At 75.3% G+C, this 24,643-nt stretch carries 22 protein-coding genes and 1 pseudogene; 15 read left to right on the forward strand and 8 right to left on the reverse strand.

What is annotated here, in order from left to right; translation table 11 throughout:
- Positions 1–417: 417 nt before the first annotated feature.
- The 9 genes and pseudogenes from ACFXMG_RS13760 to ACFXMG_RS13800 all read left to right on the forward strand — a co-directional run bounded on the left by ACFXMG_RS13760 (position 418) and on the right by ACFXMG_RS13800 (position 9,055).
- Positions 418–1,561 (forward strand): annotated as a pseudogene (locus tag ACFXMG_RS13760) (LLM class flavin-dependent oxidoreductase).
- A complete protein-coding gene (locus tag ACFXMG_RS13765; RefSeq protein ID WP_383817974.1) occupies positions 1,558–2,430 on the forward strand; it encodes an ABC transporter permease in 873 nt (290 codons plus the stop codon). Before ACFXMG_RS13760 ends, ACFXMG_RS13765 begins: the two are co-directional and overlap by 4 nt.
- Before the next feature lie 60 nt (positions 2,431–2,490).
- Positions 2,491–3,531 (forward strand): glycine betaine ABC transporter substrate-binding protein, encoded by a 1,041-nt coding sequence (locus tag ACFXMG_RS13770; protein ID WP_383817976.1) that lies wholly within the window; start codon positions 2,491–2,493, stop codon positions 3,529–3,531.
- Entirely contained in the window at positions 3,518–4,294 is a 777-nt protein-coding gene (locus tag ACFXMG_RS13775; protein WP_383817978.1) for an ABC transporter ATP-binding protein, read from the forward strand. Before ACFXMG_RS13770 ends, ACFXMG_RS13775 begins: the two co-directional genes overlap by 14 nt.
- 101 nt (positions 4,295–4,395) lie before the next feature.
- Entirely contained in the window at positions 4,396–5,511 is a 1,116-nt protein-coding gene (locus ACFXMG_RS13780; RefSeq protein ID WP_383817980.1) for a PIG-L deacetylase family protein, read from the forward strand.
- Entirely contained in the window at positions 5,462–6,610 is a 1,149-nt protein-coding gene (locus ACFXMG_RS13785) for an ATP-grasp domain-containing protein (protein WP_383817982.1), read from the forward strand. The genes ACFXMG_RS13780 and ACFXMG_RS13785 overlap by 50 nt, the downstream gene beginning before the upstream one ends.
- Positions 6,607–7,422, forward strand: coding sequence for a PHP domain-containing protein (locus ACFXMG_RS13790; protein WP_383817984.1), 816 nt, complete (start codon positions 6,607–6,609; stop codon positions 7,420–7,422). The genes ACFXMG_RS13785 and ACFXMG_RS13790 overlap by 4 nt, the downstream gene beginning before the upstream one ends.
- Positions 7,410–8,900: a glycosyltransferase gene (locus ACFXMG_RS13795; RefSeq protein WP_383817985.1), complete on the forward strand. Its 1,491-nt coding sequence runs from the start codon at positions 7,410–7,412 to the stop codon at positions 8,898–8,900. Before ACFXMG_RS13790 ends, ACFXMG_RS13795 begins: the two co-directional genes overlap by 13 nt.
- Positions 8,897–9,055 (forward strand): hypothetical protein, encoded by a 159-nt coding sequence (locus tag ACFXMG_RS13800; protein WP_383817986.1) that lies wholly within the window; start codon positions 8,897–8,899, stop codon positions 9,053–9,055. The genes ACFXMG_RS13795 and ACFXMG_RS13800 overlap by 4 nt, the downstream gene beginning before the upstream one ends.
- Positions 9,056–9,058: 3 nt before the next feature.
- Here the strand turns inward: ACFXMG_RS13800 and ACFXMG_RS13805 are convergent, their stop codons facing one another.
- The 8 genes from ACFXMG_RS13805 to ACFXMG_RS13840 all read right to left on the reverse strand — a co-directional run bounded on the left by ACFXMG_RS13805 (position 9,059) and on the right by ACFXMG_RS13840 (position 18,827).
- Positions 9,059–10,369, reverse strand: coding sequence for a hypothetical protein (locus tag ACFXMG_RS13805; protein WP_383817988.1), 1,311 nt, complete (start codon positions 10,367–10,369; stop codon positions 9,059–9,061).
- A 178-nt stretch (positions 10,370–10,547) separates the two neighbouring features.
- Positions 10,548–11,291, reverse strand: coding sequence for a class I SAM-dependent methyltransferase (locus ACFXMG_RS13810; protein WP_383817990.1), 744 nt, complete (start codon positions 11,289–11,291; stop codon positions 10,548–10,550).
- A 138-nt stretch (positions 11,292–11,429) separates the two neighbouring features.
- Entirely contained in the window at positions 11,430–12,527 is a 1,098-nt protein-coding gene (locus ACFXMG_RS13815; RefSeq protein WP_383817991.1) for an enolase C-terminal domain-like protein, read from the reverse strand.
- Positions 12,524–13,672, reverse strand: coding sequence for a PLP-dependent cysteine synthase family protein (locus tag ACFXMG_RS13820; RefSeq protein WP_383817992.1), 1,149 nt, complete (start codon positions 13,670–13,672; stop codon positions 12,524–12,526). Before ACFXMG_RS13820 ends, ACFXMG_RS13815 begins: the two co-directional genes overlap by 4 nt.
- On the reverse strand, positions 13,669–14,595 hold the full coding sequence (locus tag ACFXMG_RS13825) for a Rossmann-like domain-containing protein (protein WP_383817994.1): 927 nt from the start codon (positions 14,593–14,595) through the stop codon (positions 13,669–13,671). The genes ACFXMG_RS13820 and ACFXMG_RS13825 overlap by 4 nt, the downstream gene beginning before the upstream one ends.
- Positions 14,592–15,878: an ATP-grasp domain-containing protein gene (locus tag ACFXMG_RS13830; protein ID WP_383817996.1), complete on the reverse strand. Its 1,287-nt coding sequence runs from the start codon at positions 15,876–15,878 to the stop codon at positions 14,592–14,594. The genes ACFXMG_RS13825 and ACFXMG_RS13830 overlap by 4 nt, the downstream gene beginning before the upstream one ends.
- 111 nt (positions 15,879–15,989) lie before the next feature.
- Positions 15,990–17,780, reverse strand: coding sequence for an NAD-binding lipoprotein (locus ACFXMG_RS13835; RefSeq protein WP_383817998.1), 1,791 nt, complete (start codon positions 17,778–17,780; stop codon positions 15,990–15,992).
- Between the two features lie 273 nt (positions 17,781–18,053).
- A complete protein-coding gene (locus tag ACFXMG_RS13840) occupies positions 18,054–18,827 on the reverse strand; it encodes an SDR family NAD(P)-dependent oxidoreductase (RefSeq protein WP_383818000.1) in 774 nt (257 codons plus the stop codon).
- Between the two features lie 321 nt (positions 18,828–19,148).
- On the opposite strand from ACFXMG_RS13840, the gene ACFXMG_RS13845 reads away from it, so the two are divergent.
- The 6 genes from ACFXMG_RS13845 to ACFXMG_RS13870 are packed head-to-tail and all read left to right on the forward strand — an operon-like array spanning position 19,149 to position 24,527.
- The gene (locus tag ACFXMG_RS13845) at positions 19,149–20,705 is read left to right on the forward strand and encodes a sensor histidine kinase (RefSeq protein WP_383818002.1); all 1,557 of its coding nucleotides are present in this window, start codon (positions 19,149–19,151) and stop codon (positions 20,703–20,705) included.
- Positions 20,702–21,103, forward strand: coding sequence for a roadblock/LC7 domain-containing protein (locus ACFXMG_RS13850; protein ID WP_043225763.1), 402 nt, complete (start codon positions 20,702–20,704; stop codon positions 21,101–21,103). The genes ACFXMG_RS13845 and ACFXMG_RS13850 overlap by 4 nt, the downstream gene beginning before the upstream one ends.
- Positions 21,100–21,456 (forward strand): DUF742 domain-containing protein, encoded by a 357-nt coding sequence (locus ACFXMG_RS13855; protein WP_189978806.1) that lies wholly within the window; start codon positions 21,100–21,102, stop codon positions 21,454–21,456. The genes ACFXMG_RS13850 and ACFXMG_RS13855 overlap by 4 nt, the downstream gene beginning before the upstream one ends.
- Positions 21,437–22,066, forward strand: coding sequence for an ATP/GTP-binding protein (locus ACFXMG_RS13860; RefSeq protein WP_383818005.1), 630 nt, complete (start codon positions 21,437–21,439; stop codon positions 22,064–22,066). Before ACFXMG_RS13855 ends, ACFXMG_RS13860 begins: the two co-directional genes overlap by 20 nt.
- Positions 22,063–23,292 (forward strand): cytochrome P450, encoded by a 1,230-nt coding sequence (locus tag ACFXMG_RS13865; RefSeq protein ID WP_383818006.1) that lies wholly within the window; start codon positions 22,063–22,065, stop codon positions 23,290–23,292. Before ACFXMG_RS13860 ends, ACFXMG_RS13865 begins: the two co-directional genes overlap by 4 nt.
- A complete protein-coding gene (locus ACFXMG_RS13870) occupies positions 23,289–24,527 on the forward strand; it encodes a cytochrome P450 (protein ID WP_383818008.1) in 1,239 nt (412 codons plus the stop codon). The genes ACFXMG_RS13865 and ACFXMG_RS13870 overlap by 4 nt, the downstream gene beginning before the upstream one ends.
- Positions 24,528–24,643: the final 116 nt, after the last annotated feature.

A 24,643-nucleotide genomic window follows, 5' to 3' on the forward strand; every position in this document is an offset into this window, starting at 1 on the left:
CGGGTGTTCGGCATGCGAGATCCACATGTCCACATCACGGAACACGGTTGTCGGTGGGCGGACCCGGCCGTCAGGATGCGGGCATGCATCCCGACATCATCCGCCGCCGACACGTGGACCTCATGCGTGTCGCCGGGATGCTGTGTCGGCCCTGCCGTCCCGCCGCCGCACGCCACTGACTTCCGTCCGTCCCGGACCGTCGCCCTCGTCGCGCCACGGTTCCTGACGGCCCGTCCGTGAGCACGCCGACGCCTTCCACCGCGTCGGCCGCCGCCGGCACCCCCCGCTCCCTCCCGCCGCAGTCGTCGCGGCCGTGCACCGCCGCCCGCCGGTCTCCCCGGGACGCGTATCGCCGTCCCCGGAACCGGTCGTGGCGGTGTCCCTCCGCGTCCCCGTTTCCTCCGAGGTGTCCTCCGCATGTCCCCGTCCGCCCCTCCCTTGCTGCACTGGTTCCTGCCCACCGGCGGCGACGGCCGCGATCCGGGCGGCGTCACCGCCGTCCAGGGCCGCACCGCCGCCGCCACCCGGCGGCGGGCCGACGTCGACTACCTCGCCCAGGTCGCCCGTGCCGCCGAACGGGCCGGGTTCGCCAAGCTGTTGACGCCCGTCGGTCTCGGCTGCGTCGATCCGTGGGTGCTCACTCCGGCCCTCGCCGCCCTCACCGAGCGCATCGGCTTCCTCGTGGCGTTCCGCGCCGGGTTGTCCCAGCCGACCCTCATCGCCCAGCAGGCCGACACCTTCCGCCGGCTGTACGGCGACCGGATCGCGCTCAACATCGTCACCGGCGGCGACCCGGCCGAGCAGCGGGCCTACGGCGACCACCTGCCGAAGGACGAGCGGTACGCGCGCACCGGTGAACTCATGCACGTCGTAAGGGAGTTGCTGGCAGGGCGGCGGGTCGACACGGAGGGTTCCGCACGTGCGGGTGGTGGACGCGCGGCTGCACGAGCCGGCGCTCTCCGCGCCCGTCCCGCTCTACTTCGGCGGCGCCTCCCCGGCCGCCGAGGAGGTCGCCGCCCGCCACGCGGACGTACAGCTGCTGTGGGGCGAGCCCCCGGCGGCCGTCGCCGAACGGATCGCCCGGGTCCGGGCGAAGGCCGCCCTCCTCGGCCGCGCCCCGCGCTTCGGCCTGCGCCTCCACGTCATCAGCCGCGACACCGCGGACGAGGCGTGGCGCGAGGCCGACCGCATCCTGGCGGGTCTCGACCCGGAGGCCGTACGGGCCTCGCAGGAGCGTTTCGCCCGGATGGACTCGACCGGGCAGGCGCGGATGACCGCGCTGCACGGCGGCTCGGCCGAGCGGCTCACCGTCGCACCCAACTTGTGGGCCGGCATCGGGCTCGTCCGGGAGGGCGCGGGGACCGCGCTGGTCGGCTCGCACGACGAGGTCGCCGCCCGCCTGTGGGAGTACCGGCTGCTGGGCGTCGACGAGTTCGTCCTCTCCGGATACCCGCACCTGGAGGAGGCGTACCGGGTCGGCGAGGAGGTCGCGCCCCGGCTGCGCGCCCTGGCCGAGGCCGGCGCGGCGGAGCCCGTACCGTCCGAGGGGGCGGCGGCGTGACGGTCCTCGACGCCCCCGCGAAGACGTCCTCCCGCACGGCGAAGGCGACGGACGGGCTCCCCGGCGGCCGACAGCGGCGCGGCGGGCGGGTGCTCACGTGGACCGCGCTGCGACTGGCCGCCCTGGTCGTGCTGGTCGCCGCCTGGCAGGCGGTGGTCGCGGCGGAGGTCTGGCCCCGGGTGCTCGTGCCGGCCCCGGCCGACGTCTGGCGGGCCCTGGTCCGCGCCTCCACCGTCCACGAGGGGGTACGGGGCGTCAGCGGGCACCTGCTCGTCGAGCACCTGGCCGTGTCCCTGCGGCGGATCGCGACCGGCACCGCCTACGCGGCGCTCGCCGGCGTCCCGCTGGGCCTGCTGATCGGGGTCGTCCGACCGCTGGCGGTGGTCCTGGAGCCGGCTGTCACCTTCCTGCGGACGCTGCCCCCGCTCGCGTACCTCTCGCTGCTCGTCATCTGGTTCGGCATCGACGAGTCCCCGAAGATCTGGCTGCTCGTCATCGCCGCCCTCCCGCCGATCGCCGCCGCGACCGCCGCGGCCGTACGGGGCGTGCCGGGTGATCTGGTCGAGGCGGCCCGCGCGCTGGGCGCCGGGCCGGTGTCCGTGCTGCTGTCGGTGCGGCTGCCGGCGGCGCTGCCGGAGATCCTGACGGGGGTCAGGATCGCGGTCGGCATCGCCTACACCTCGGTCGTCGCCGCCGAGACCATCAACGGGGTGCCCGGCATCGGCGGCATGATCCGCGACGCGCAGCGCTACAACCAGACCGACCTCGTCATCGCCGGGCTGCTGGCCATCGGGCTCTCCGGCATCGTCCTCGACGCGCTCTTCCGGGGTGTCGAGCGGGCCGCCGTGCCCTGGCGCGGCCGCGCCTGACCCCACGAGCAGGCCCCTCCCCTTCTCCGTACGCCCCCACCTCACAGCCAAGGAAGTCCCATGCCCCTGCATCCCCGCCGCACCGTCCTGACCGCCGGCGCCACCGCGCTGCTCGCCCTGGCCGCGACCGCCTGCGGCGGCGCCGCGACGGCCGACGGGGAGGGGGCGGGCAAGGTCAGGGTGAGGATCGCGTACCAGTCCATCCCCAACGCCGACCTGGTCGTCAAGAACCAGCGGCTGCTGGAGAAGGCGCTGCCGGACGCGGAGATCCGCTGGGTGCGGTTCGACTCGGGCGGCGACGTGAACACGGCCGTCATCGCGGGCGCCGTCGACCTGGGCCTGCTCGGCTCCAGTCCCGTCACCAAGGGGCTCTCCGCGCCGCTGGACATCCCGTACAAGGTGCTGTGGATCCATGACCTCATCGGCGACAACGAGGCGCTCGTGGCCCGGAAGGGGATCGGATCGGTGGCGGCGCTGAAGGGCCGGAAGGTCGCCGCGCCGTTCGGGTCCACCGCGCACTACTCGCTCCTCGCCGCGCTCGACGCGGCGGGGCTGGGCGCCACGGACGTGTCGCTGGTCGACCTCCAGCCGCAGGACGCGCTCGCCGCCTGGCAGCGCGGCGACATCGACGCCGCCTATGTGTGGACGCCCAGCCTCACCGAACTGCGCAGGACCGGGAAGGTGCTGGTCACCAGCCGGGAGATCGCGGAGCGGGGGAAGCCGACCGCCGACCTCGGCGTCGTGACCGACGCGTTCGCCGCCCGGCACCCCGAGGTGGTCGACGCCTGGCTGTCCGCCGAGGACCAGGCCGTGAAGCTGGCGAAGAGCGACCCGGCGAAGGCCGCGGCGGCCATCGGGGCGGAGCTGAACCTGACGCCGGAGGAGGCGCTGGCCCAGCTGAAGGAGCTGGTGCTGCTCACCGCGAAGGAGCAGCAGGCGCCCGCGTACCTGGGCACGCCCGGGAAGCCGGGGGCGCTGGCGGGGAATCTGCGGGACGCGGCGGTCTTCCTGCACGGGCAGAAGGCGATCGACGCGGTGCCCGAGCGGTCGGTGTTCGAGAAGGCGCTCGCGGTCGAGGAGCTGGCCCGTGGCGCCCGCTGACACCGCCGTCGCGGTGGACGTGGAGCTGGCGGGGGTGAGCGTCCGGTACGGGACGGCGAAGGCGCCCGTGACGGCCGTCGAGGACGTGTCGCTGGAGGTGGCCCCGGGCGAGTTCGTCGTCCTGGTCGGGCCGTCCGGATGCGGGAAGACGACGCTGCTGCGGCTGGTGGCGGGCTTCGAGCGGCCCGCCGCGGGGGCGGTACGGGTGCACCGGAAGGTCGGCGTGGTCTTCCAGCAGCCGCGGCTCTTCCCGTGGCGGACCGTGGCCGGCAACCTCGCCTTCGCCCTGGCCCGGCACGGCGTCCCGCGCACGGCCCGGGCCGCGCGCACCGAGGAGCTGCTGGGGCTCGTGGGCCTGCCCGGCATGGGCCGGCGCCGCACCTGGGAGCTGTCGGGCGGGCAGCGGCAGCGGGTGGCGATCGCCCGCGCGCTCGCCGGCGAGCCGCAGATCCTGCTGATGGACGAGCCGTTCGCGGCGCTGGACGCCCTCACGCGGGAGCGGCTCCAGGAGGAGGTGCGCACGCTGGCGGCGGTCACCGGCACGACCGTCGTCTTCGTCACCCACTCCGCCGAGGAGGCCGTCCTGCTCGGCTCGCGCGTCCTGGTCATGGCGGCGGGCCCGGGGCGGGTCGTCGAGGAGGTCGCCGTCCCCCTGCCGCGCGGCCCCGGCGTCGACGTGGCCGCGCTGCGGGGCGCCGCCGACTTCGCCGCCCTGCGCGCCGAACTGGCCCGGGCCACCCGGGAGGCCGCCGCCGGGGGGTGACCGGGTCCCGTGCGGCGGTCCCGTGCGGGCCGGGGCCGTCGAGAAAGGTGCTCCCGGTCGAGAGGGGTCCGCGACCCTTGTAATGTGCCTTTATGTCCGAAATGCCTGGTACTGACGACGGGGGAGCCCACCCCGACGCCGACGCCGCACCCCTCGCCGGAGCGCACATCCTCCTGGGTGAGGCGGACGCGGACACCGCCGCGCGCATCGTCACGGCCCTGCGCGCCCGCGGGGCGGCCTCGGTGTGCACCGTCGACTCCCCGGCGGCCTTCCTGCGGCTCGGGGCCGACCCGCAGGAGCCCGTACGGCTCTGGGACGCGGCCGTGTGGCACACCGGGCTCGGCGGGGGCGACGGCGCGCTGGCCGAGCTGCTGGAGGAGTGGCGGGGGCGGCTCCCCGGGGTCCCCGTCGTCGTGACGGACGACGCTCCCAGCGCCCGGCTCGCGGTCGCCGCGCTGCGCGGCCGGGCCGCCGACCTGGTCGAACGCTCCGACGCGGAGGGCCTGGCGACCGCCGTGGCGCGGGCCATGACCGAACGGGCCGACCCGCTCGGCATCGAGGGCGCGGGCCAGCGCTCGCTGCGGATGCTGGTCGTCGGAGCCCATCCGGACGACGTCGAGATCGGCGTGGGCGGCACCATCCACCGGCGCACCCGCAGCGGCTGGGACGTCACCGTCCTCACCATGTCGCGCGGCGGAGGCGGCGGCGATCCCGCGCGCCGCCGGAAGGAGGCGCACCGCGCCGCCGAGACGCTGGGCGCCCGGCTCCTCATGGAGGACCTCCCGGACGGCTCCATGGTCGACGACCGGTCCACCGTGGAGGCGGTCGAGCGGGCCGTCGCCGAGGTCTCCCCGGACGTCGTCGTCGTGCACTCCGAGAGCGACACCCACCAGGACCACCGCGCGGTCCACCGCGCCACCCTCGTGGCCTGCCGCAAGGTGACGCGGCTCGCCTGCTACCAGTCGCCCTCGGCCACCGTGTCGTACAAGCCGAACCGGTTCGTCGAGCTGAGCGAGGCCGACGTCGCGGCCAAGCTCGCCGCGATCGCCGCCCACCACTCGCAGGCGTCGAGCCGCTGGTACCTCGACGAGGACCTGCTGCGGTCCACCGCCCGCTACTGGGGCCGCTTCTCCCAGACCCGCTACGCCGAACCCCTGGAGCTCGTCCATGAGCGCTACTCCCTCGGCCGCCCCCACGACGGCGACTGCCACCCCTGACCCCGCGCCCGCCCCCGTACCCGATCTCGCCCTGCCCCTCGGCAGGCCGCCCCGGGTCCTGGTCACGGGCGCGGGCGGTCCCTCCGGCGTGTGCTTCCTGCGCGCCCTGGACGGGGTGGCCGAGCGGTACGCGGCGGACCTCGACCCCAACGGCGCCGGGCTGTACCTCGTCCCGCGCGCCTACCGAATGCTGGTGCCGCCCGGCGCCGCCCCCGGCTACGCCGAGGCGCTGCTGCGCCTGTGCGCGCGGCACGAGATCGACGTGCTGGTGCCGACCGTGGACGCGGAGCTGGTGGCGCTCGCCCACGCGGCCGGCGCCTTCGCCGCGGCGGGCGTCCGGGTGCTGGTCTCCCCCGCCGACGCCCTGGAGACGTGCCTGGACAAGTGGCGGCTCGCCGAGGCGTGCCAGGGCGCGGTACGGCTGCCGGACACGCGGCTCCTCGGCGCCCCGGGCGCGGCGGAGCAGCCCGGGGGCGGCTTCCCGGCGATCGCCAAGCCGCGCACCGGCTCCGGCTCCCGGGGCATCGTCCTCGTCCGCTCGGCGGCGGACCTGGCCGGGCTGCCGCGCGACGGCTCCTACCTGCTCCAGGAGTTCCTGCCGGGCACCGAGTACTCCGTCGACGTGCTGACGGACGCCGGGGGGCGGGTCGTGGCCGCCGTGCCCCGGGCCCGCGACAAGACGGACTCGGGCATCGTCGTGGCCGGGCGCGTGCTCGACCTGCCGGAGCTGTCCGGGATCGCGGAGGACACCGTCCGCACCCTCGGGCTGCGCGGCGTCCTGAACGTCCAGGTCCGCGAGGACCGGGCCGGTAAGGCCGCGCTGCTGGAGGTCAACCCCCGTCCGCCGGGCGGCATGTCGCTGACGGTGGCCGCCGGGGTGGACATGCCGAAGTGGGCGGTCGCCTCGCTGCTGGGCATGGAGCTGCCGGACCGGATCGTCCAGCGCGAGACCGCGATCGTCCGCCACTGGCAGGACGTCGTCCTCTCCCCGCGCGAACTCGGCGCCATGGGCGACACCACCGAGGCCGCCCCGCCGGACGCGACGGCGCCCGGGCAGGCGCCGAACGGGCAGGCGGCGCCCGGGCAGGCGGCGGCGTGACCGGCGAGGGGGCGACGGAGGACCCGGACCTCACCGGGCGTGACCCCGACCTCGACCCCGGCCCCGGCCCCGGCCCCGGCCCCGATCCGCTGCGTACCGATCTGCACACCCACACCGACTTCTCCGACGGGCGCGATCCGCTCGCCGCCGTCGTGGCGGCGGCCGAGGGCGCCGGGCTCCGCACGCTCGTGCTCACCGACCACGTGCGCGCGGACACCACCTACCTCCCCGCGTACGTGAAGGCCGTCCGCGCGGCACGGGACGCGGCGCCGCTGGCGCTGGTGTGCGGGGTGGAGGCGAAGATCCTCGACACCGAGGGCCGGATCGACCTCCCGGAGGACCTGACGGGGATCGAGCACGTCGCGCTGGCCGACCACCGGTTCCCGCTGCCCGACGGGCCCGCCCACCCCGATGCCGTACGGGCCCTGCTCGACGAGGGGCGGCTGGCGCCGGACGAGGCCCTGCGGCTGCTGGTCCTCGCGACGGCGCGGGCGATCGAGCGCGTCCCGCCTCACCTGACCGCCCATGTGGCGCACCTGTTCAGCGTGCTGCCCAAGGCCGGGCTCGACGAGGACGGCGTCGACGCGGCGCTGCTCGACCCCCTCGTACGGGCCTGCCGGGAGCGCGGCGTCCCGGTCGAGCTGAACGAGAAGTGGCGGTGCCCCTCCGTCCGCACGGCCCGGCTGCTGCACCGCGCGGGGGTCCGGCTCGCGGCCGGCAGCGACGCCCACCGGGCGGAGGCCGTCGGCCGCTTCCCCTGGGTCGCCGGGGCGCTCGCCGACGCGACGACGGAGGAACGGTGCACCTCCTGAACCAGATCCTGCACGTCCTCGCCACCGTCGCGGTCTTCCTCGGCGCGGTACCGCTGGTGGTCGCGATGGTCCAGTTCCTGCTGGTCGGCCTCCAGCGCTTCCGGCACCTGTACGAGGACGGGCCCCCGCACGTGCCCCGTACCGCCGTCCTCATCCCGGCGTGGAACGAGGCCCCCGTCCTCACCGCCTCCGTGGAGGGGCTGCTCCGCATGCGCTATCCGCCGGACCGGCTGCGAGTGGTCGTGATCGACGACGCGAGCACCGACGACACGCCCGCGGTGATGCGGGAGCTGATGGCCCGGCATCCGGGGCGGGTGGTGCACCTGCGCCGGGAGGACGGCGGCCAGGGCAAGGCCCACACGCTCAACCACGGGCTCGCGCACGTCCTCGGCGACGACTGGGCGGAGGCCGTGCTCGTGATGGACGCGGACGTCGTCTTCGACCGCGACGCGCTGCTGCGGATGACGCGTCACCTCGCCGATCCGGCGGTCGGCGCCGTCACCGCGTACATCAAGGAGGGCAGCGGTCGGCAGGGCAACTACCTGACCCGCTACATCGCCTTCGAGTACATCACCGCGCAGGCGGCCGCCCGGCGCGCGCAGAACGTCCTCGGCGTCGTCGCCTGTCTGGCCGGCGGGGCGCAGCTGCACGGCAGGGCGAGCCTGGAGGCGATCGGCGGCCGGATCGACACGTCCACGCTGGCCGAGGACACCGTCACCACCTTCGAGACGCAGCGGGCCGGGCGCCGGGTCGTCTTCGACGGGTACGCGACCGTGCTCGCCGAGGAGCCGGGCGACGTGAAGGGGCTGTGGAAGCAGCGGATGCGCTGGGCGCGGGGCAACCTCCAGGTGACGCACCGCTACCGGAGTCTGTGGTTCCGGCCGTGGAAGCGACGGGAGGGGCATCGGCTGGGCTCGGTCCTCTTCGGTCTGATCTGGTACGCGCTCCTCGCGACGCCGGTCCTCCAGACGGTCTGCTCCGCCGCGCTGCTCTTCCTCTACTTCACCGACTCGGACCGCTCGTGGCAGCTGTTCCACTGGCTGTGGCTGATCAACCTCGTCTGCTACCTGCTGATCCTGGGGCTCTCGGCGGCGGTCGATCCGGGCACCTTCCGGCGCTGCTGGTGGGAGGCCCTGATCTATCCGGGCCTGGTGTCCACGTGCGTGCTGGTGTTCACCGCCCTGCCGGGCGTCCTCCGCCCGCTGCTGGAGAGCGGCGGGCTGCTCACGGACGACGGCGCGCCGCGGCTCCTCATGGCCTGTGTCTACGCCTGGCTGGGTCTGTCGCTGCCGCTCGCGTGGGGCGCGAAGCTGCTGAGCGGCACGCGCCTGCGGTTCCTGTCGCCGGTGCTGCTGACGCTGGTCGGGTACGGCTCGCTGCTGTCGGCGTGCCTGGTGGCGGCCTGGGTGCAGGAGCGGAGGAAGGCGGAGCTGACGTGGGACAAGACGGAGAAGACCGGGAAGGTGGCGGCGGGATGACGGCGGACCCGGACTCCGGGGAGGAGCTGCGGCGGCACGTGGCGGAGCTGACCGCCGGGGACCGGCGGCGGGACCGGCGGCTCTTCTGGTGGGAGCTGCTGGTGCTGCTGCTCGTCGCGGCGGCGCTGACGGCGCGCGCGCTCTGGCTCGACTGAGCCTCAGCCGGTGAGGAACGGGTCGGCGCCCCGGGCGGTGAGCGCGAACCACGCGGTGGTCCCGGTGTGCAGGCTGGCGTACAGGGTGTCGCCCTCGCCGGTGCGCAGCCCGTCCGAGGAGGCGGCGACGATGCCGTATCCGTCGGCGTTCGGGGCGTGGGCCTGGGCCGAGCGGAGGGTGGCGAGGAGGCGGTCGGACCGGTCGCGGTCCCCGTCGCCGTCGCGGCGGCGCAGGGCGGCCGCCATGTGGGCGGTGCCCTCGAACCAGACCTTGGAGGTGTCGGCGTCGCTGACCGACACCCCGCTGAACCCGCCGTCCTCGGCCGCGAGGTGGGTGAGCGCCCAGTCCAGGGAGGCGGCGTGCCGGGCGTCGCCGGTCGCCAGGTAGGACCAGCTCTGGGGGTCCTCGGGGACGGGTGTGCGGTTGACGGTGGAGCCGTCGGTGCCGGTGCCGGTCCAGAAGGCGCCGCCGTCGCCGTCCCACAGGGCGCCGAGGAAGGCGGTGGCGACGCCCGCCCGGTCCGACCAGGCGCTGTCCCCGGTGGCGTCGGCGAGGCCGCGGAAGAGCGCGGCGACGTCGATGTTGTGCTCGGTGGCCTTCCAGGTGAGGGCGGTGCCGGAGGCGGTGAGGCCGCCGGTGTAGCCGGGGATGCCCCGGTCGTCCGCGGTGTGGTCCTGGATCCACCGGGCGAGCCGCAGCGCGCCGGAGCGGAACGCGTCGCCGCCGGCGTGGCGGTGGACGTGGAGGAGGGCGAGTCCGGTCCACGCCTGGGCGCCGGTGTAGGAGTCGTCGGCGGCGACGGCGGGCAGTCCGTCCGGCGCGGTGACCTTGCCAGAGGTGTACGACTGGCGGATCCGGCCGTCGCCCTCGGCGTCGCCGTCCTGGAGGGCGAGGAGGGTACGGGCGAGGGCGGTGGCCCGGTCGAGGTCGCCGTCCGTCGCGCGGGCGCAGTAGGCGATGACGGTGAGCGCGACGTCGTAGGTGAAGGCGACGGTGGAGTGGTGCGTCTCCATCCAGCCGCCGGTGTAGCTGCGCGGCAGGCCCTGTCGGGCCCCGCCGGCGGCCTCGTCGACCCGGCGGTCGAGGAAGGTGTACGCGCGCGCGACCGCCTCCGCCGCGTCGACGCCGGGTCCCGGGGTGGCCGCGCCGCCGGTACCGGACGCCCCCGAGGAACAGCCGCCCAGCATCCCCGTCATCGCCGCCATCCCCGTCATGACGGTCATCCCCCTCATCGCCGTCATCGCCGAGCCCGTCAGCGCCGCCGTGAAGGCGCGGCGGCCCATCGACCGGCGCCCGTCCTCCGAAGTACCCATGCCCCCTCCCTAGCCGATCACGGGCGCTCCCCGGCCGGAGACACACCGGACATACCGAACATCGGACGCTCACACGCCACCGCAGGTATGCGGGGGCGCGGGCTGGTCGGGGCCGGGCCCTGAGGGGCGCGGGGCGGCGGCGGGCCGCTCCGGGCCTCTCAGGGGGTTCGGGGGGTGCTCAGGCGCGGCAGCGGAGGAGTTCGAGGGGCGGGTGGGCGAGGAGGTCGGCCCAGAACTCCTCGCCGTACGCCTTGTAGCCCGCCTCGGAGATCCGGAGCGGCACCCACTCCACGTCCCGGAAGCCGGCCGCGGCCAGGGCGTCCTCGTAGACCTCGCGGCGCGGGGCGGAGCCCACGATGCTGATGGGCTGCGGGTCGAGGAGGGCGGTGATCCGGACCCGCGGGCCCGTCTCGATCTCCTCACCCGTCGGCTCGCAGCGGAAGCCGTACGACTCCAGGGACGCGCAGTCGAAGGCGTAGTCGGGCTTCTGCGCGAAGACGTGGAACCAGCCGCCGGGCACCAGGCTGCGGTGGACGCGGGCGCACATGCGCTCCAGCTCCGCGATGGATCCCGCGTAGTTGAGACACTGCACGCCGAGCGCGAGGTCGAACGGCTCGTCGAACTCCCGCAGTTCGGCGACGTCGCCGACCTCGTAGCGCAGGCCCAGCGGGTCGCGGCCCTCGATGGACTGCGCGGCGGCGATCATCTCGGAGGAGATGTCGACACCGAGGACGTCCGTGGCGCCCCGCCGCTTCAGCTCCCTGCTGTAGAAGCCCGTGCCGCAGGCGAGGTCGAGCACCGACTTCCCGGTGACGTCCCCGACCAGCTCCAGGACGCTGGGCACCTCTCCGTAACGGGTCAGAGGCAGGGCCTTGAACCCCTCGAACGCCTCGCCGATCCCGTCGTACTGCTGCACCGTCATCGTGCCGCCCCCTCGTGTTCTCCGGGTGGTACTTCCGTCAGGCACCGAGTCTGCGTCGCCCCCGGCCGGGCTTCGTACTGGCGGATGACACGAGAAGGCAGACGGCCCGCGCTCGTATCACCCAAGGAAACGCCCTGATCAGGGCGTTGACCTTCCGGAGGCCGTCCGGGACATCCGGGCCGTCCGGGCCGTCCTGGCCGTTCGGGGGTGGACGCCGAGTCCGGGGCGGGTGGTGGTCCTCACCGTGCCGTCGGTGCCGCCGATGCCGGTCCAGGGGTCGTCGGCGAGGAGGAGGTGGCCGTCGAGGTCGACCCAGCGGGCCCGGTCGGCGAGGTGGACGGCGGGCGCGATCCCGAGCGAACTCGCCGTCAGACAGCCGAGCATGAGGTCGGTGCCGCTGCCGCGCAGAGCGGCGAGGATGCGGAGCGCGGCGCGGACTCCGCCGCACTTGGCGAGCTTGACGTTGATTCCGTGGACGCGTCCGGCGAGGGCGAGGGCGTCCGCGTGGGTGACGGCGTCCTCGTCGGCGACGACCGGTACCGGGGAGGCGGCGGCGACCCGCGCCAGGATCTCGGGCCGGCCGGGCGGGACGGGCTGCTCCACGGAGGCGACCCCGAGGGCGGCGAAGCGGGGCAGCAGGGCGAGCGCCCGCGCCTCGGTCCAGGCGCCGTTGGGGTCGAGCAACAGCTCGGCGGCGGGCGCGGCCTCCCGGACGGCCGCGACCCGGTCGAGGTCGTCCGCCGGGTCGGGGGCGCCCGCCTTGATCTTCAGGACGGTGAACCCTGCGGCGGCCAGCCGCGCGGCCTCGGCGGCGGCGCGGGCGGGTGGGACGATGCCGAGGGTGCGGGCGGTGCGCGCGGAGGGCGGCCGGGGGCTGCCGAGGAGGCGGTGGGCGGGGGCGTCCGCGCGCCGGGCCGTGAGGTCGAGGACGGCGGACTCGACGGCGGCGAGGACCCCGGCGGGCAGTGCGGCGCCGACGGGCCCGGCGGGGGCGAGTTCGGCCCAGGCGGTCTCCGGGTCCGGCAGCCGCTCGACGGCCGGGCGCACGGCGGCCAGGTGCCGCAGGATCTCCCGGGTGGGAAGCCCGAGGTAGCGGCTGCTGACGGCCTCGCCCCAGCCGTCGAGCCCGTCGTGCGCGAGGCGGACGTGCACGGCGCCGCGCCGGGCCGTCACGGAGCGGGAGATACGGAGCGGCTCGGCGAGGTGGAGGGTCGTGGTGGTCCAGGTGAGTCTCATACGGCTCCTCCGGCGGCCTTCGGGCGGGGCGTGGGTACAAGTGCTGCGGCAGGGGCGGCAGTTGGGGTGGGGTTACGGCAGCGGGTCCAGCCGACGGCTTCGGCGGCGCGCGGGTGCGGGATCTCCTGCGGCTGGGAGGCGGGGGTGGTGCCGGTGAGTCCGTGGGCGTGGCAGAAGTCGTCGTCGTAGACGGTGCCGAGGTAGCGGTGGGGGCCGTCGGGGAAGACGGTGGCGACGACGGCGCCGGGTTCGGCCCGGGCGGCCCACGCGGCGACCAGGGCGGCGGCCCCGGTGCTCCAGCCGCCGGAGACGAAGCTGCCGCGGGCGAGCCGGCGGCAGGCGTCGACGGCCTCGGCGGGGCCCACCCAGTGCACCTCGTCGAAGAGTTCGGGCCGGACGTTGCGGGGGTGGATGCTGCTGCCGAGGCCGCGCATCAGCCGGGGCCGGGCGGGCTGGCCGAAGAGCGCGGAGCCGACGGAGTCGACGCCGACGACCCTGAGCCGGGGCCAGCGGCGGCGCAGCGGGCCGATCAGTCCGGCGCTGTGGCCGCCGGTGCCGACGCTGCACACCAGGACGTCGACGTGGTCGAGCTGGGCGACGAGCTCGGCGGCCATGGAGCGGTAACCGGCGGGATTGTCGGGGTTGTTGTACTGATCAGGCCAGTAGGCGTGCTCGGTGCACTCCAGGACCTCCCGCAGCCGTGCGAGGCGGGCCGCCTGCCAGCCGCCGCGCGGTGCGGGCCGGTCGACGAGTTCGAGACGGGCGCCGTAACTGCGGAGCAACTGCCTTATGGACGGTTCGAGTTCGGTGTCGCCGACGAGGACCACGGGATGGCCGAGGGCCTGTCCGGCGAAGGCGAGCCCGATGCCGAAGGTGCCGGAGGTGGACTCCACCACCGTTGCCCCGGGGCGCAGTTCGCCGCGCCGCCGGGCGCCGGTGAGCAGGGAGACGGCGGAGCGGGCCTTCATCCCGCCGGCGCCGAGGCATTCGAGCTTGGCCCAGAAGCCGGGGTGCTGGTGGGGCAGTGGAGTGTGGATCCGGGCGACGGGGGTCCGACCAAGGAGGGCCAACAGGCCCGGTTCGGCGGCGGGTTCGGTGCTCTGCACGTCGGATCGGGTCGGGGGAAGGGGCGGGGCGAGTGTCATGCGCGGTCTCCGTAGAGGTGGACCGTCCCGGGACCGCCGTCGAGCCAGAAGAAGGGGTACGGCTCCGCCGACACGGCGGTCACGCCCGCGCCGAGGAAGCGGGGCAGGACGGCGCTGCCGGTCTGGGCGAACATCACCAGGGGCTTGCCGGTGCGGGCGGCGTGGTCGAGGAGGCCCTGGAAGGTGCCGTTGCCGAGGGTCATCCCGGAGGCCAGGATCGCGCCGCAGTGGTCGAGCAGGGCGGCCGCGTCGGTGCGGACGGGTTCGCCCCACTCGGTGGTGCCGCCCTTGAGGTCGCAGGGCAGAGAGGCGAGGCCACGGGCGCGGAGCCGTTCCAGGAGCGAGTTGACGACGCCGACGACCAGGACAGGGCGGCCGGGTGCCGGGTCGGGCAGCAGGTCGACGACGGCACGGGCGCGGGCCCGGGAGCGGGTGAGGCTGTCGCCCGCCGGGAGTGGGTGGGGGCGGGCTCCGTACGCGGGCGTGTGCGGGCGGACATGGGCGAGGTAGGCGTCGAGGGCGGCGATCCGTACAGGCGTCTGGGGGTGCCCGAGGAGTTCGGCGACCGTCGCGCCGACGCAGTCGTCCAGGGCGCCCGGCGGCAGCGTCCCCGGTTCGACCGCGCAGGACCCGACGGCGGCGTCGAGCCGCAGGCTGAGCACCTCGTTGCGGTAGCCGTGCGCGCGGCCTTCGTGCCGGACGGCCTGCGCGGTGGTGAAGGCGAGCGCGATCCGGGTGCGGGCGGGATCGGGGCCGTACGCCCCGGCGCGGACGAGATGGAAGAGGTCGGCGAGGGTCCGGACGGACGGGTCGCCGTGGGTCCGGGCGGGCGGGACGGTACGCGTCGCGTTCCCGCGCTCGTACGCGTACGGGTGCGGGTGCGCGTGCGCAGGGAGGTTCGGGTGCGGGGCGGGGTGGGTCACGCGGGCACCGTCGCCGTGGTGTAGCGGGGGCGCAGGGCGGCGAGCAGGCGCTCGGCGGTGGCGCGGGCGCCGAGGCCGTGGGGGTCGGCGGTCATGATGTGGCCGAGGTAGGCGTTGTTGCTGGTGGCGGGGTGGACGGCCCGGCCGGGCGCGGCGAGGGTGAGTTCGAGGACCTCGGGCCGGTCGCGTACCGCCTCGGCTCCGTCGATGCCCGCGAGGACGCCGCCGGTGTCGGTCGGCGGGAGGTCGGGCAGCAGGAAGGAGATGGCGGCGCTGCGCACGCCGGTCGGGCGGGGCGCGAGGTCCGGGGTGCGGCCGAGGGCGACGTCGACGCAGGCGGCGGCGAGGTCGACGCCGGTGACGTGGCGGACGAGTTCGGTGATGCGGTTGCCGGCCGGGCGGGGGTTGACCTCGATGACCCGGGGGCCCTCGGGGGTCAGTTTGAGCTCGGTGTGGCAGACGACGTGGTCGAGGCCGAGCGCCTCGACGGCGCGACGCGCGGTGGCGGCGGCCTCCGCGGCGGCGGTCTCCTCGATCCCGGCGGGGAACATGTGGCCGGTCTCGATGAAGGCGGGGGCTCCCCCGATGCTCTTGTCGGTGACGCCGACGACGTGGGTGGTTCCGGCAGCGGTGACGGTCTCGACGCTGACCTCGGGGCCGTGGAGGCGTTCTTCGAGGAGGACGGCCGGGTCGCGTTCCTGGCCGCGGGCGTTGACGGGGAACGCGGCGAGATCCTGGCAGGCGCGCTCCAGTTCGCGCGCGTCGCGCACCTCGCGGACCAGCATGCCCGCGCACAGGTCGACGGGCTTCACGACGAGCGGGTAGCCGATCTCCCGCGCGGCGGCCGTGGCCTCGGCGGCGCCGTCGCAGAGCGCGTACCGGGGTCCGGGGACTCCGGCGGCGGCGAGCGTACGGCGCGTCAGGTCCTTGCGGCAGGCGGCCTCGACGGCCTCGGGCTCGGGGCCGGGGAGGCCGAGGCGGCGGGCGGTCCGGGCGACGGCCGGGAGGTAGTAGTCGCAGGAGGACACCACACCGTCGAAGCGGAGGACGGCGTGCAGGGCCTCCAGGCGCGGGAGGAAGGCGGACAGGTCGTTGGTGTCGGCCGTGACGATGGTGCGGGCGGTGAGCAGCGGGTGCGGGCCCTCGCCGGCGGGGGCGGCGCGCAGGTAGTGGTGCAGGTCGCGGGTGACGAAGGTGAATTCGTGCCCGTCCTGGTGGATGGCGGCGGGCAGGAGCCTGCTCATCGACCCCACCCAGCTCTCGATCACCAGCAGATGTCCCACCGGGATTCCTCTCAGACTGCCGTCGGTTCCGTGCGCCGCGACGTTATCGGAAATCGTTTTCATTTCCAACTACGGGCGGGGCCAGGCGGGTGGCATGCGTCGAGGGGAGGATCAGGGCGGGCCGATGACGATCAGGACGTCACCGGCCGACCACCGACGGGGCTCCGTCTTCGGCGGGTTGAGGCGGGGGCGGGCGGAGTCGCGGGGGCGGTAGCCGATGGCGGCGGCGCCGTGGCGGGCGGCGGCCGCGACGAGCGTCGCGAAGGGGGCCTCGGTGCCGGGCGGGAGGAAGTCGGTGGCGGGGCGGAGACGGACGCCGTTGCCGGTGGGGGCGAAGAGCTCGTCGAAGGCGGCGGCGAGGTGTCCGTTCCGGGACACCTGGGCCATGAGGAGGGCCACGAGGCGACCGGTGACGAGGAGGTCGGTGCGGGCGCCGGCGGGGGCGAGCGGGCGGTTGCGGGCGTCGGTGAGCTCGGCCACCGTCGGCACGGTCCGACCCGACCGCCCCTCCCACGCCCGGAGATGGAGCAGGTCGACCAGCACCCGGCCGTCGGGGTCGGGCTGCCCGTCCCCGTCCGGGCCCGCGAGGACCACCACGTGGTCGTACGCCCCCGGTTCCGCCGCCCCGGCGCCTCCCCCTGCCTCTCCCCCTCCCCCTCCGTCGCCCTGCACCGCCGTCACCCCGCCCCGTGCCAGGCCCTCCAGCACGCGTTCGCCCCGGGGGTTCCAGCCGAGGATCAGGGCCCGGCGGGGAGCGGGGGCCGACGGGGGCCGGCTGGGAAAGGGCTGCCGCCCGGAGTCCGGTGTGGCGGGGAGGAGGGTCGCGCGGTGGTCCTCGGCCAGGACGACGAGGTCGTCGCCCGGGGCCGCCACGGTGTCCGGGGGCGGGGCGAGGTGCGGGGTGCCGTCGGCGCGTACGAACCCGATCGCGCAGGAGTCCGGGCAGGCGGCGGCGAGTTCGGCGTAGCGGCGGCCAGCGAGAGCGGCCCGGTGGAGGGTGTGGAGTTCGGCGCCCGCGAAGTCCAGGAGGTCCTCCAGGACGAGCGCGAGCCCGGGTTCCAGGACGCACTGGACGAGCAGCCGGGCCGCCAGGTCGTCGACGTCCAGGACCACCGCGCCGGGACCGGCGGCCAGGCGGGCGGCCGGCAGGTGGGCGCCGTCCCGGACCGCCGCCACGATCCGTACCGGACAGCCCTCCCCCACCGCCGCCCGGAGCGCGAGGAGCGTCCTGATCGCCCGCGCGTCGGCGCCGGGGCCGTCCGGCGGCAGCACGACGACCGCCTCTGCTGCGGCGGGGGTGACCCGGGCCAGCGCGGCCGGGTCGGCGGGGCGGCCCCGGCGGCACAGCAGCCGCACGCGCGCGCGGGGCGGCAGCGCGTCCCGCAGCTCCCGCTCCATCTCCGTCTTGTCGCGGTCCGCGAGGACGACCACGGCGCCGCGCCCGTGCTGGGCGTGGGCGGCGAGGAGTTCCGCGACGACCGTCGGCGTCTGGTCGGACCAGCCGAGCACCACCGTGTGGCCGCGCTCGACCACCGTGGTCTGCCCGCGCTCCAGTTCGGCGAGCCGGTCGGTGATCGCGGTGGTGACGATGCCGACCAGGGTGGAGACGTACAGCAGCGACACCAGCGCCAGGAAGACCGACAGGGCGATCCGCAGCGGCGGACCGACCTCGCCGCCGAGGCGGAGGGTCTGGCCGACCGTCCGCCAGACCGTGGCGGCCTTGCCCTGGAGGGTGTCGGGCGCCTTGCTGTCGGTCCACACGAGCAGCGCGCTCGCGGGCGCCACCAGCGTCAGGCAGGCCAGGGCGAGCCAGGCGGTGAGGGCCGCCGCCCCGCGCACCACCGTCCGGTCGACCCAGTACCGCGCCCGGTCCCGCACACCCGGCCGCGCGCGCGGCCGCACACCCTGTCGCACACCCGACCGCGCCGCCGGTCGTCGCGGCGCCCGGCCGCCCGGTCCCGGCCGGGCCCGCCGGGGCGCCCGCGGGGAGGGGAACGTGAACTCGCGCTCCTTACGCACGCCAGCAGGGTGACGGCGGCCCTCGGTGCGAAACGCCGCCGACGCCCGCCGTTCATCCTTTCGGGCAAGCGCGCGGGAGGCACGCGTTCGAACCGTTCACCCGGCGCGCGCACGCCGGGGCACGTGTCGGTGTCAGGCCCTCAGGGCCACAGATCCTCAGGTCCTGAGGTACGAGGCCCCGTTGAGGTCCAGGACCGTCCCGGAGGCCCATTCGGCGGCGGGCGAGGCGAGCCAGAGGACGGCCGCGGCGATCTCGTCCGCGTCCGCGACCCGGCCGAAGGGGCTCTGCGCGCGGATCGCCTCGCCCTCGGGGCCCTCCAGGCGGGGCGCGACCCGTTCCGTGGTGAAGAAGCCGGGGGCGACCGAGGCGACGGCGATGCCGTGCGGGGCGAGGGAGACGGCGAGGGACTGGCCGAGCGCGTGGACGGCGGCCTTGGTCGCGCCGTAGGCGGGGTGGTCCGGCTCGCCCCGGAAGGCGCCCCGGGAGCCGATGTTGACGACCCGTCCGCCCGAGCCCCGGTCGATCAGCCTCCGGGCCACGAGGTGGCTCAGGTTCGCGGTGGCGAGCAGGTTCACGGCGACGTGCCGCTGCCAGATCGCCGCCCACTCCTCGTACGGGGTCTCCGCCAGCGGGTGCGGGGCGGCCACGGCGGCGTTGTTGACCAGGACGTCGATGCCGCCCTCGCCCAGCCCCTCGACCGCCGCGCCGACGACCTCCGCCGCTCCGGCGGGGTCCGCGAGGTCGCCGCCGACCAGGACGTGCCCGGTCCCTTCGAGGGAGGCGAGGGTGGCGCGGGCCTCGTCGGCGCGGGTGCCGTAGTGGACGGCCACCCGGTCGCCGTTGGCCGCGAACGCCTGGGCGAGGGCCCGGCCGAGCCCTCGGGAGGCGCCGCTGACGAGGACGCCACGGCCTGTTTCGGACAGCTTCACCGCAGTGCCTTCCGGTCGGGTCGAGTCGGGACGCGGGAGTGGAACGCGTAAGGCCCGTCCCTGACCCGGCCGAGCCGGGTCCGCACCCTACGATCCGTCATTCTGCCCGCCCCGCACGGGGGATGGGCACGACGGCCCGCCCCTTCCCGCCCCTGACGCCGCCCCGCGCCCCGCCCCGGCGGAATCAGCGCCACCATTTGGAAGGTTTTGTGTCAGTCCGGATACCGATACGGTCAGGGTGAGTTCCGAACCGATCAAGTACGGCTCTATAGTGCGGTCGTTCCGAACCTCCCCTGTGCCTGCCTCTCGAGAGTCCGGTTGATGTCGGCGTCGCCCACCCCGTTCCGCCCTGCCCTGATCGCCTCCGTGCTGACCCTCGCCGCGGGCGGTGCGCTCACCGCCGCCGCGACGAGCGCCGCACCGGCCGAAGTCCGCCCCTCGCTGGCCTGGTTCGCGGTCTGCGGCGTGCTGCTCCTCGCGGCCGCCGCCTTCGCCGTCACTTGGTACGCGCGCACGGCCCGCGGCCTGACCAAGCACGCCGAACGGCTGACCGCCCAGGTCGCCTCCCAGGACACGTACGCCTCCCAGCGCCAGGCGGCCGCCGAGCGCGAGGTCGCGGCCCTGAGGGAGCGTCACGAGGCCCAGTCGGCGGCCGAGACGGCCGCCCACGCGGCCCGCACCGACGAACTGGTCCGCTCGCAGCGGGCCGAGGCCGAGCGGCTCGCCGCCGGCCACGCGGCCGCGGTCGCGGGCCTGGAGCAGCGGCTGCGGCGCGCAGAGTCCGCCCGCTCCGCCGCCCTCGCCGCCGCCGCGAACGCGGCCGGACGCATGCAGGCGCTGGCCACGAGCATGATGGCGGACCTGCGCGAGATGGAGCACCGGCACGCCGACGAGGACGTCCTCGCCGACCTGCTCCACCTCGACCACCGCACTGCGCAGGCCGGCCGGCTCGCGGACTCCGTCGCCGTCCTCACCGGGGCCCGCTCCGGCCGCCGCTGGGCCCGGCCCATCGTCATGGAGTCGATCCTGCGCGGCGCCATGGGCCGTATCGCCGGCTACCAGCGCGTCCGGCTGCACTCCAAGTGCGAGGCGGCCGTCGCCGGGCACGCCGCCGAGGGTGTCATGCACGCGCTCGCCGAGCTCCTCGACAACGCCGCCAACTTCTCCCCGCCCAGCGCGGAGGTCCACGTCTACGTGGAGGAGGTCCCGGCGGGTGTCGTCATCACCGTCGAGGACAGCGGCCTGACCATGAGCGACGTCCAGCTGCGGCGCGCCGAGTCCGCCGTCGACGCGTCGGCCCAGGACCTGGCCGGCCTCTCCGGCACCCGCCTCGGCCTCCACGTCGTCGGCCGGCTGGCCCGCAAGCACAACCTGTCGGTCTCCTTCCGGCCCTCCGCGCGCGGCGGCACCGGCGTCGTCCTGATGGTGCCCCAGGAGATCATCACCCGCGGCGCCGAGACGGCCGTCCAGCCCGCCGCCACCGCGCAGATCCCCGCCCCGCGCTCCGCGCCCGCCCCGGCCGCCACCCCCGCGGCCACGGCCACGGCCGAGCCGGAGGCGGCGCACGAGACGGCGGGCGAGACGGCGGGCGAGGCCCCGGCCGAGGGCGACGGGTCCGGGATCCTGCTGCCGCGCCGCCGCCGCGGCCGGACCCTCGCCGCGCACCAGGAGAAGGCCCCGGCCGATCCGGCCCGCCCGGCCGCCCCCCGCACCGGCGAGGCGGCCCGCGCCCGCTTCGGCGGCTTCCAGAGCGGCACGCGCGGCACCGAGGGCAGGCCCGGCGCGACCCCCGCCGCCCCCGACGCATCCGCTCCCCCCGCGGCGGAACCGACCACGCCGCCCTCGGACCACCCCCATTCGGAAGGCAACCCGCGATGACCGGCACGACCACCGACGACAAGCTCAGCTGGCTCCTGGAGGGCCTGCTGGAACGGACCCCGGGCACCCGGCACGCCCTGGTGCTCTCCCGGGACGGCCTGAAGCTCTGCCGCACCTCCGGGCTCTCCGTCGACCAGGCCGACCAGCTCTCCGCCATCGCCGCGGGCATCCAGAGCCTGTCGCACGGGGCGTCCGTGGAGTTCGGCGACGGCACCGGCGGGGTCCGCTCCGCGATGGCCGAGTTCTACGGCGGCATCCTCTTCATCGTCGAGGCCGGGGAGGGCGCCCACCTCGCGCTCGTCGCGGACGAGGACGCCGACGCCGGGCTCGTCGGGCACAACATGACCGAACTGGTCGAGCAGCTGGGCGAGCACCTCGTCGCGAGGCCGCGGGGATGAGCCGCGTCAGGCCGGGTCGCGACGACTCCCCCGACCGTCTCTACACCCTGACGGGAGGCCGCAGCAGCAGCGGGTCCACCGCCTTCGACGTGGTCACGCTCGTCGTGGCGGAGAGCGATCCGGTGCCCGGCATGCAGTCCGAGCACGCCGCCATCCTGCGCATGTGCCGCTTCCCGACCGCCGTGGTGGAGGTCGCCGCCGGGCTCGGACTGCCTGTGTCGATCACCCGCATCCTCCTGGCCGACCTGCACGACACCGGCCGGATCAGCGCGCGGCACCCGCGCCCCACCTCGTACCGCCTTCCCGATCACGACATCCTGGAGCAGGTGCTCGTTGGACTCCGCAATCTCTGAGCAGCGCCAGACCCTGAGCAGCACCGCCGACAACGGACTGAAGATCGTCGTCGTCGGAGGCTTCGGCGTCGGCAAGACCACCCTGGTCCGCTCGGTCAGCGAGATCCGTCCGCTGAACACCGAGGAGACCATGTCGCAGGCGGGCGAGGGCATCGACGACACCGTCGGCGTCGCCGCCAAGACGGCCACCACCGTCGCCTTCGACTTCGGCCGGATCTCGCTCGACGCGCGCAACGTGCTGTACCTGTTCGGCGCGCCCGGCCAGGAGCGGTTCTGGTTCCTGTGGGACCGGCTCTTCTCCGGGACGCTCGGCGCGGTCGTCCTCGTCGACACCCGGCGGATCTCGGACTCCTGGTACGCCGTCGACCGCCTGGAGCACCACGGCACCCCGTTCGTCGTCGCCTGCAACGACTTCGGCGGCACCGCGCACACCCCCGACGAGATCCGCGAGGCCCTCGACCTCGCCGACGAGGTCCCGCTGGTCTTCTGCGACGCCCGCTCCCGGGAGTCCAGCAAGCAGGTCCTCATCTCGCTCGTCGAGCACCTGAAGAACGTCGTCGCCGCCGGCCCCGAACACGGCCGGCGGCCCGTCCCGGAGCCCACCCCGTGAACCCTGCCGAGCCCGCGCCCGTCCCGCTGAGCGGCCCGCGCTTCCACACCGACCCCGTCGAGCTGTACCGGCGGATCCGGCGGGACCACGGGGCCGTCGCCCCGGTCGTCCTCGACGGCGACGTGCCCGCCTGGCTCGTCCTCGGCTACCGCGAACTGCACCAGGTCACCAGCGACCCGGTGCTCTTCTCCCGCGACTCCGAGCTGTGGAACCAGTGGGACGCCATCCCCGCCGACTGGCCTCTGCTGCCCATGATCGGCCGCAAGCAGCCGTCGATCCTGTACACGGTCGGCGAGCGCCACCGCGAGCGGGCCGAGGTGATCTCCTCGGCGCTGGAGTCCGTCGACCCCTTCGAACTGCGGCGGCGCGCCGAGCGGTTCGCCGACGAGCTCATCGACACGCTGTGCGGCAAGGGCAGCTGCGACATCATCGCCGAGTACGCGATGCTGCTGCCGGTCCGCGTCCTCGCCAGCATCTACGGCTTCGCCGACGAGCAGGGCCCGGCGCTGGTCACCGCCATGAACGACATGATCAACGGCGGTCCGGGCGCGCTGGAGGGCCAGCAGCACCTGGCCATGTCCATGGTGGCCCTGCTCACCGCCAAGTCGGAGACCCCCGGTGACGACGTCGCGTCGCGGATGCTCGGCAACACCGCCGGGTTCACCGTCGAGGAGGTCGCCCAGGACCTCATGGTGATGATGGCCGCGGGCCACCAGCCCACCGCCGACTGGATCGGCAACTCGCTGCGCCTGATGCTGACCGACGACCGCTTCGCCGCCTCGCTCTCCGGCGGCCGGCACAGCGTCGGCGAGGCGATGAACGAGGTCCTGTGGGAGGACACCCCGACGCAGAACGTCGCCGGGCGCTGGGCCTCGCGCGACACCCACCTCGGCGGGCGGCACATCGAGCGCGGCGACCTGGTCCTGCTGGGTCTCGCCGCCGCCAACGCCGACCCGCACGTCCGGGCCGACGCCGCCGCCCTCACCGGCGGCAACAACGCCCACCTCTCCTTCGGCCACGGCGAGCACCGCTGCCCGTTCCCCGCGCAGGAGGTCGCCGAGACCATCGCCAGGACCGGCATCGAGGTCCTCCTCGACCGGCTGCCGGACGTCGACCTCGCCGTCGCCGAGTCCGCGCTCGCCCGCCGCCCCTCCCCCTGGCTGCGCGGCCTCAGCGCCCTGCCCGTGACCTACACCCCGACCCCCGCACTTGGAGGGACCGCATGAGCTGCCCGATCGACCACACCGCGGGCGCCGAGCCCGTCGTCCTCGACCCCTTCGTCTCGGACCTCGACGGCGAGAGCGCCCGGCTCCGCGAGGCGGGCCCGCTGGCCCGGGTCGTGCTGCCCGGCGGCGTGCCCTGCTTCGCCGTCACCCGGCACGCCGAGGCCCGCGCCCTCCTCACCGACAGCCGGCTCGTCAAGGACATCGACCAGTGGGGTGCCTGGCAGCGCGGCGAGATACCCCTGGACTGGCCGCTGATCGGCCTGGCCAACCCCGGCAAGTCGATGCTGACGGTGGACGGCGAGGAGCACCGCCGGCTGCGCACGCTGGTCGCCCAGGCGCTCACCGCGCGCCGGGTGGAGCGGCTGCGGGCCGGGATCGAGGCCCTGACGACGGGTCTGCTCGACGGTCTCGCGGAGCGCCCGGCGGGCGGGACGGTGGACCTGAAGGCCGAGTTCGCGTACCCGCTGCCGATGCGCGTCGTCAGCGAGCTGATGGGTGTGGACGCGGCGGACCACCCGCGGATGAAGGCGCTGTTCGACAAGTTCTTCTCGACGCAGACGCCGCCGGAGGAGGTGCCGCAGATGATGGCGGACCTCGGCACGCTCTTCGCCGGGATCGTGGCGGGCAAGAAGGAATCGCCCGGCGACGACCTGACGAGCGCGCTGATCGAGGCGTCGGAGGACGGCGACCGGCTCTCCACCGAGGAGATCACCAACACCCTCCAGCTGATGGTGGCCGCCGGTCACGAGACGACCATCAGCCTCATCGTGAACGCCGTGGTCGCCCTGGAGACCCACCCGGAGCAGCGCGCGCTGGTCCTCAAGGGCGAGGTGCCGTGGGAGAACGTGATCGAGGAGACCCTGCGCTGGTCGACGCCCACCTCGCACGTGCTGATCCGGTTCGCGAGCGAGGACATCCAGGTCGGCGACCGCGTCCTGCCGAAGGGCGAGGCGCTGATCGTGTCGCACGGCGCGATCGGCCGGGACGAGACGCAGCACGGTCCGACGGCGGGCGACTTCGACATCACCCGCGAGACGATCCGTCACATCTCCTTCGGCCACGGCCCGCACGTCTGCCCGGGCGCGGCGCTCTCCCGCCTGGAGGCGTCGGTGGCGCTGCCGGCGCTGTACGCGCGCTTCCCGGAGCTGCGGCTCGCGGTCCCGCGCGAGGAGCTGCGCAACAAGCCGGTGGTGACCCAGAACGACCTCTTCGACCTGCCGGTCGTCCTCGCCTGATCCACGTCCGCCGGTACGCGGCGGACAGCGAAGCCCGCTCCCCACTCGGGGGCGGGCTTCTCCGCTTTCTGAGACGCTCTGCTTTCTGAAATATCCTGCAAGAGCTTGCCGACGTG

The organism is Streptomyces sp. NPDC059201 (assembly GCF_042754585.1).
Taxonomy (GTDB): domain Bacteria; phylum Actinomycetota; class Actinomycetes; order Streptomycetales; family Streptomycetaceae; genus Streptomyces.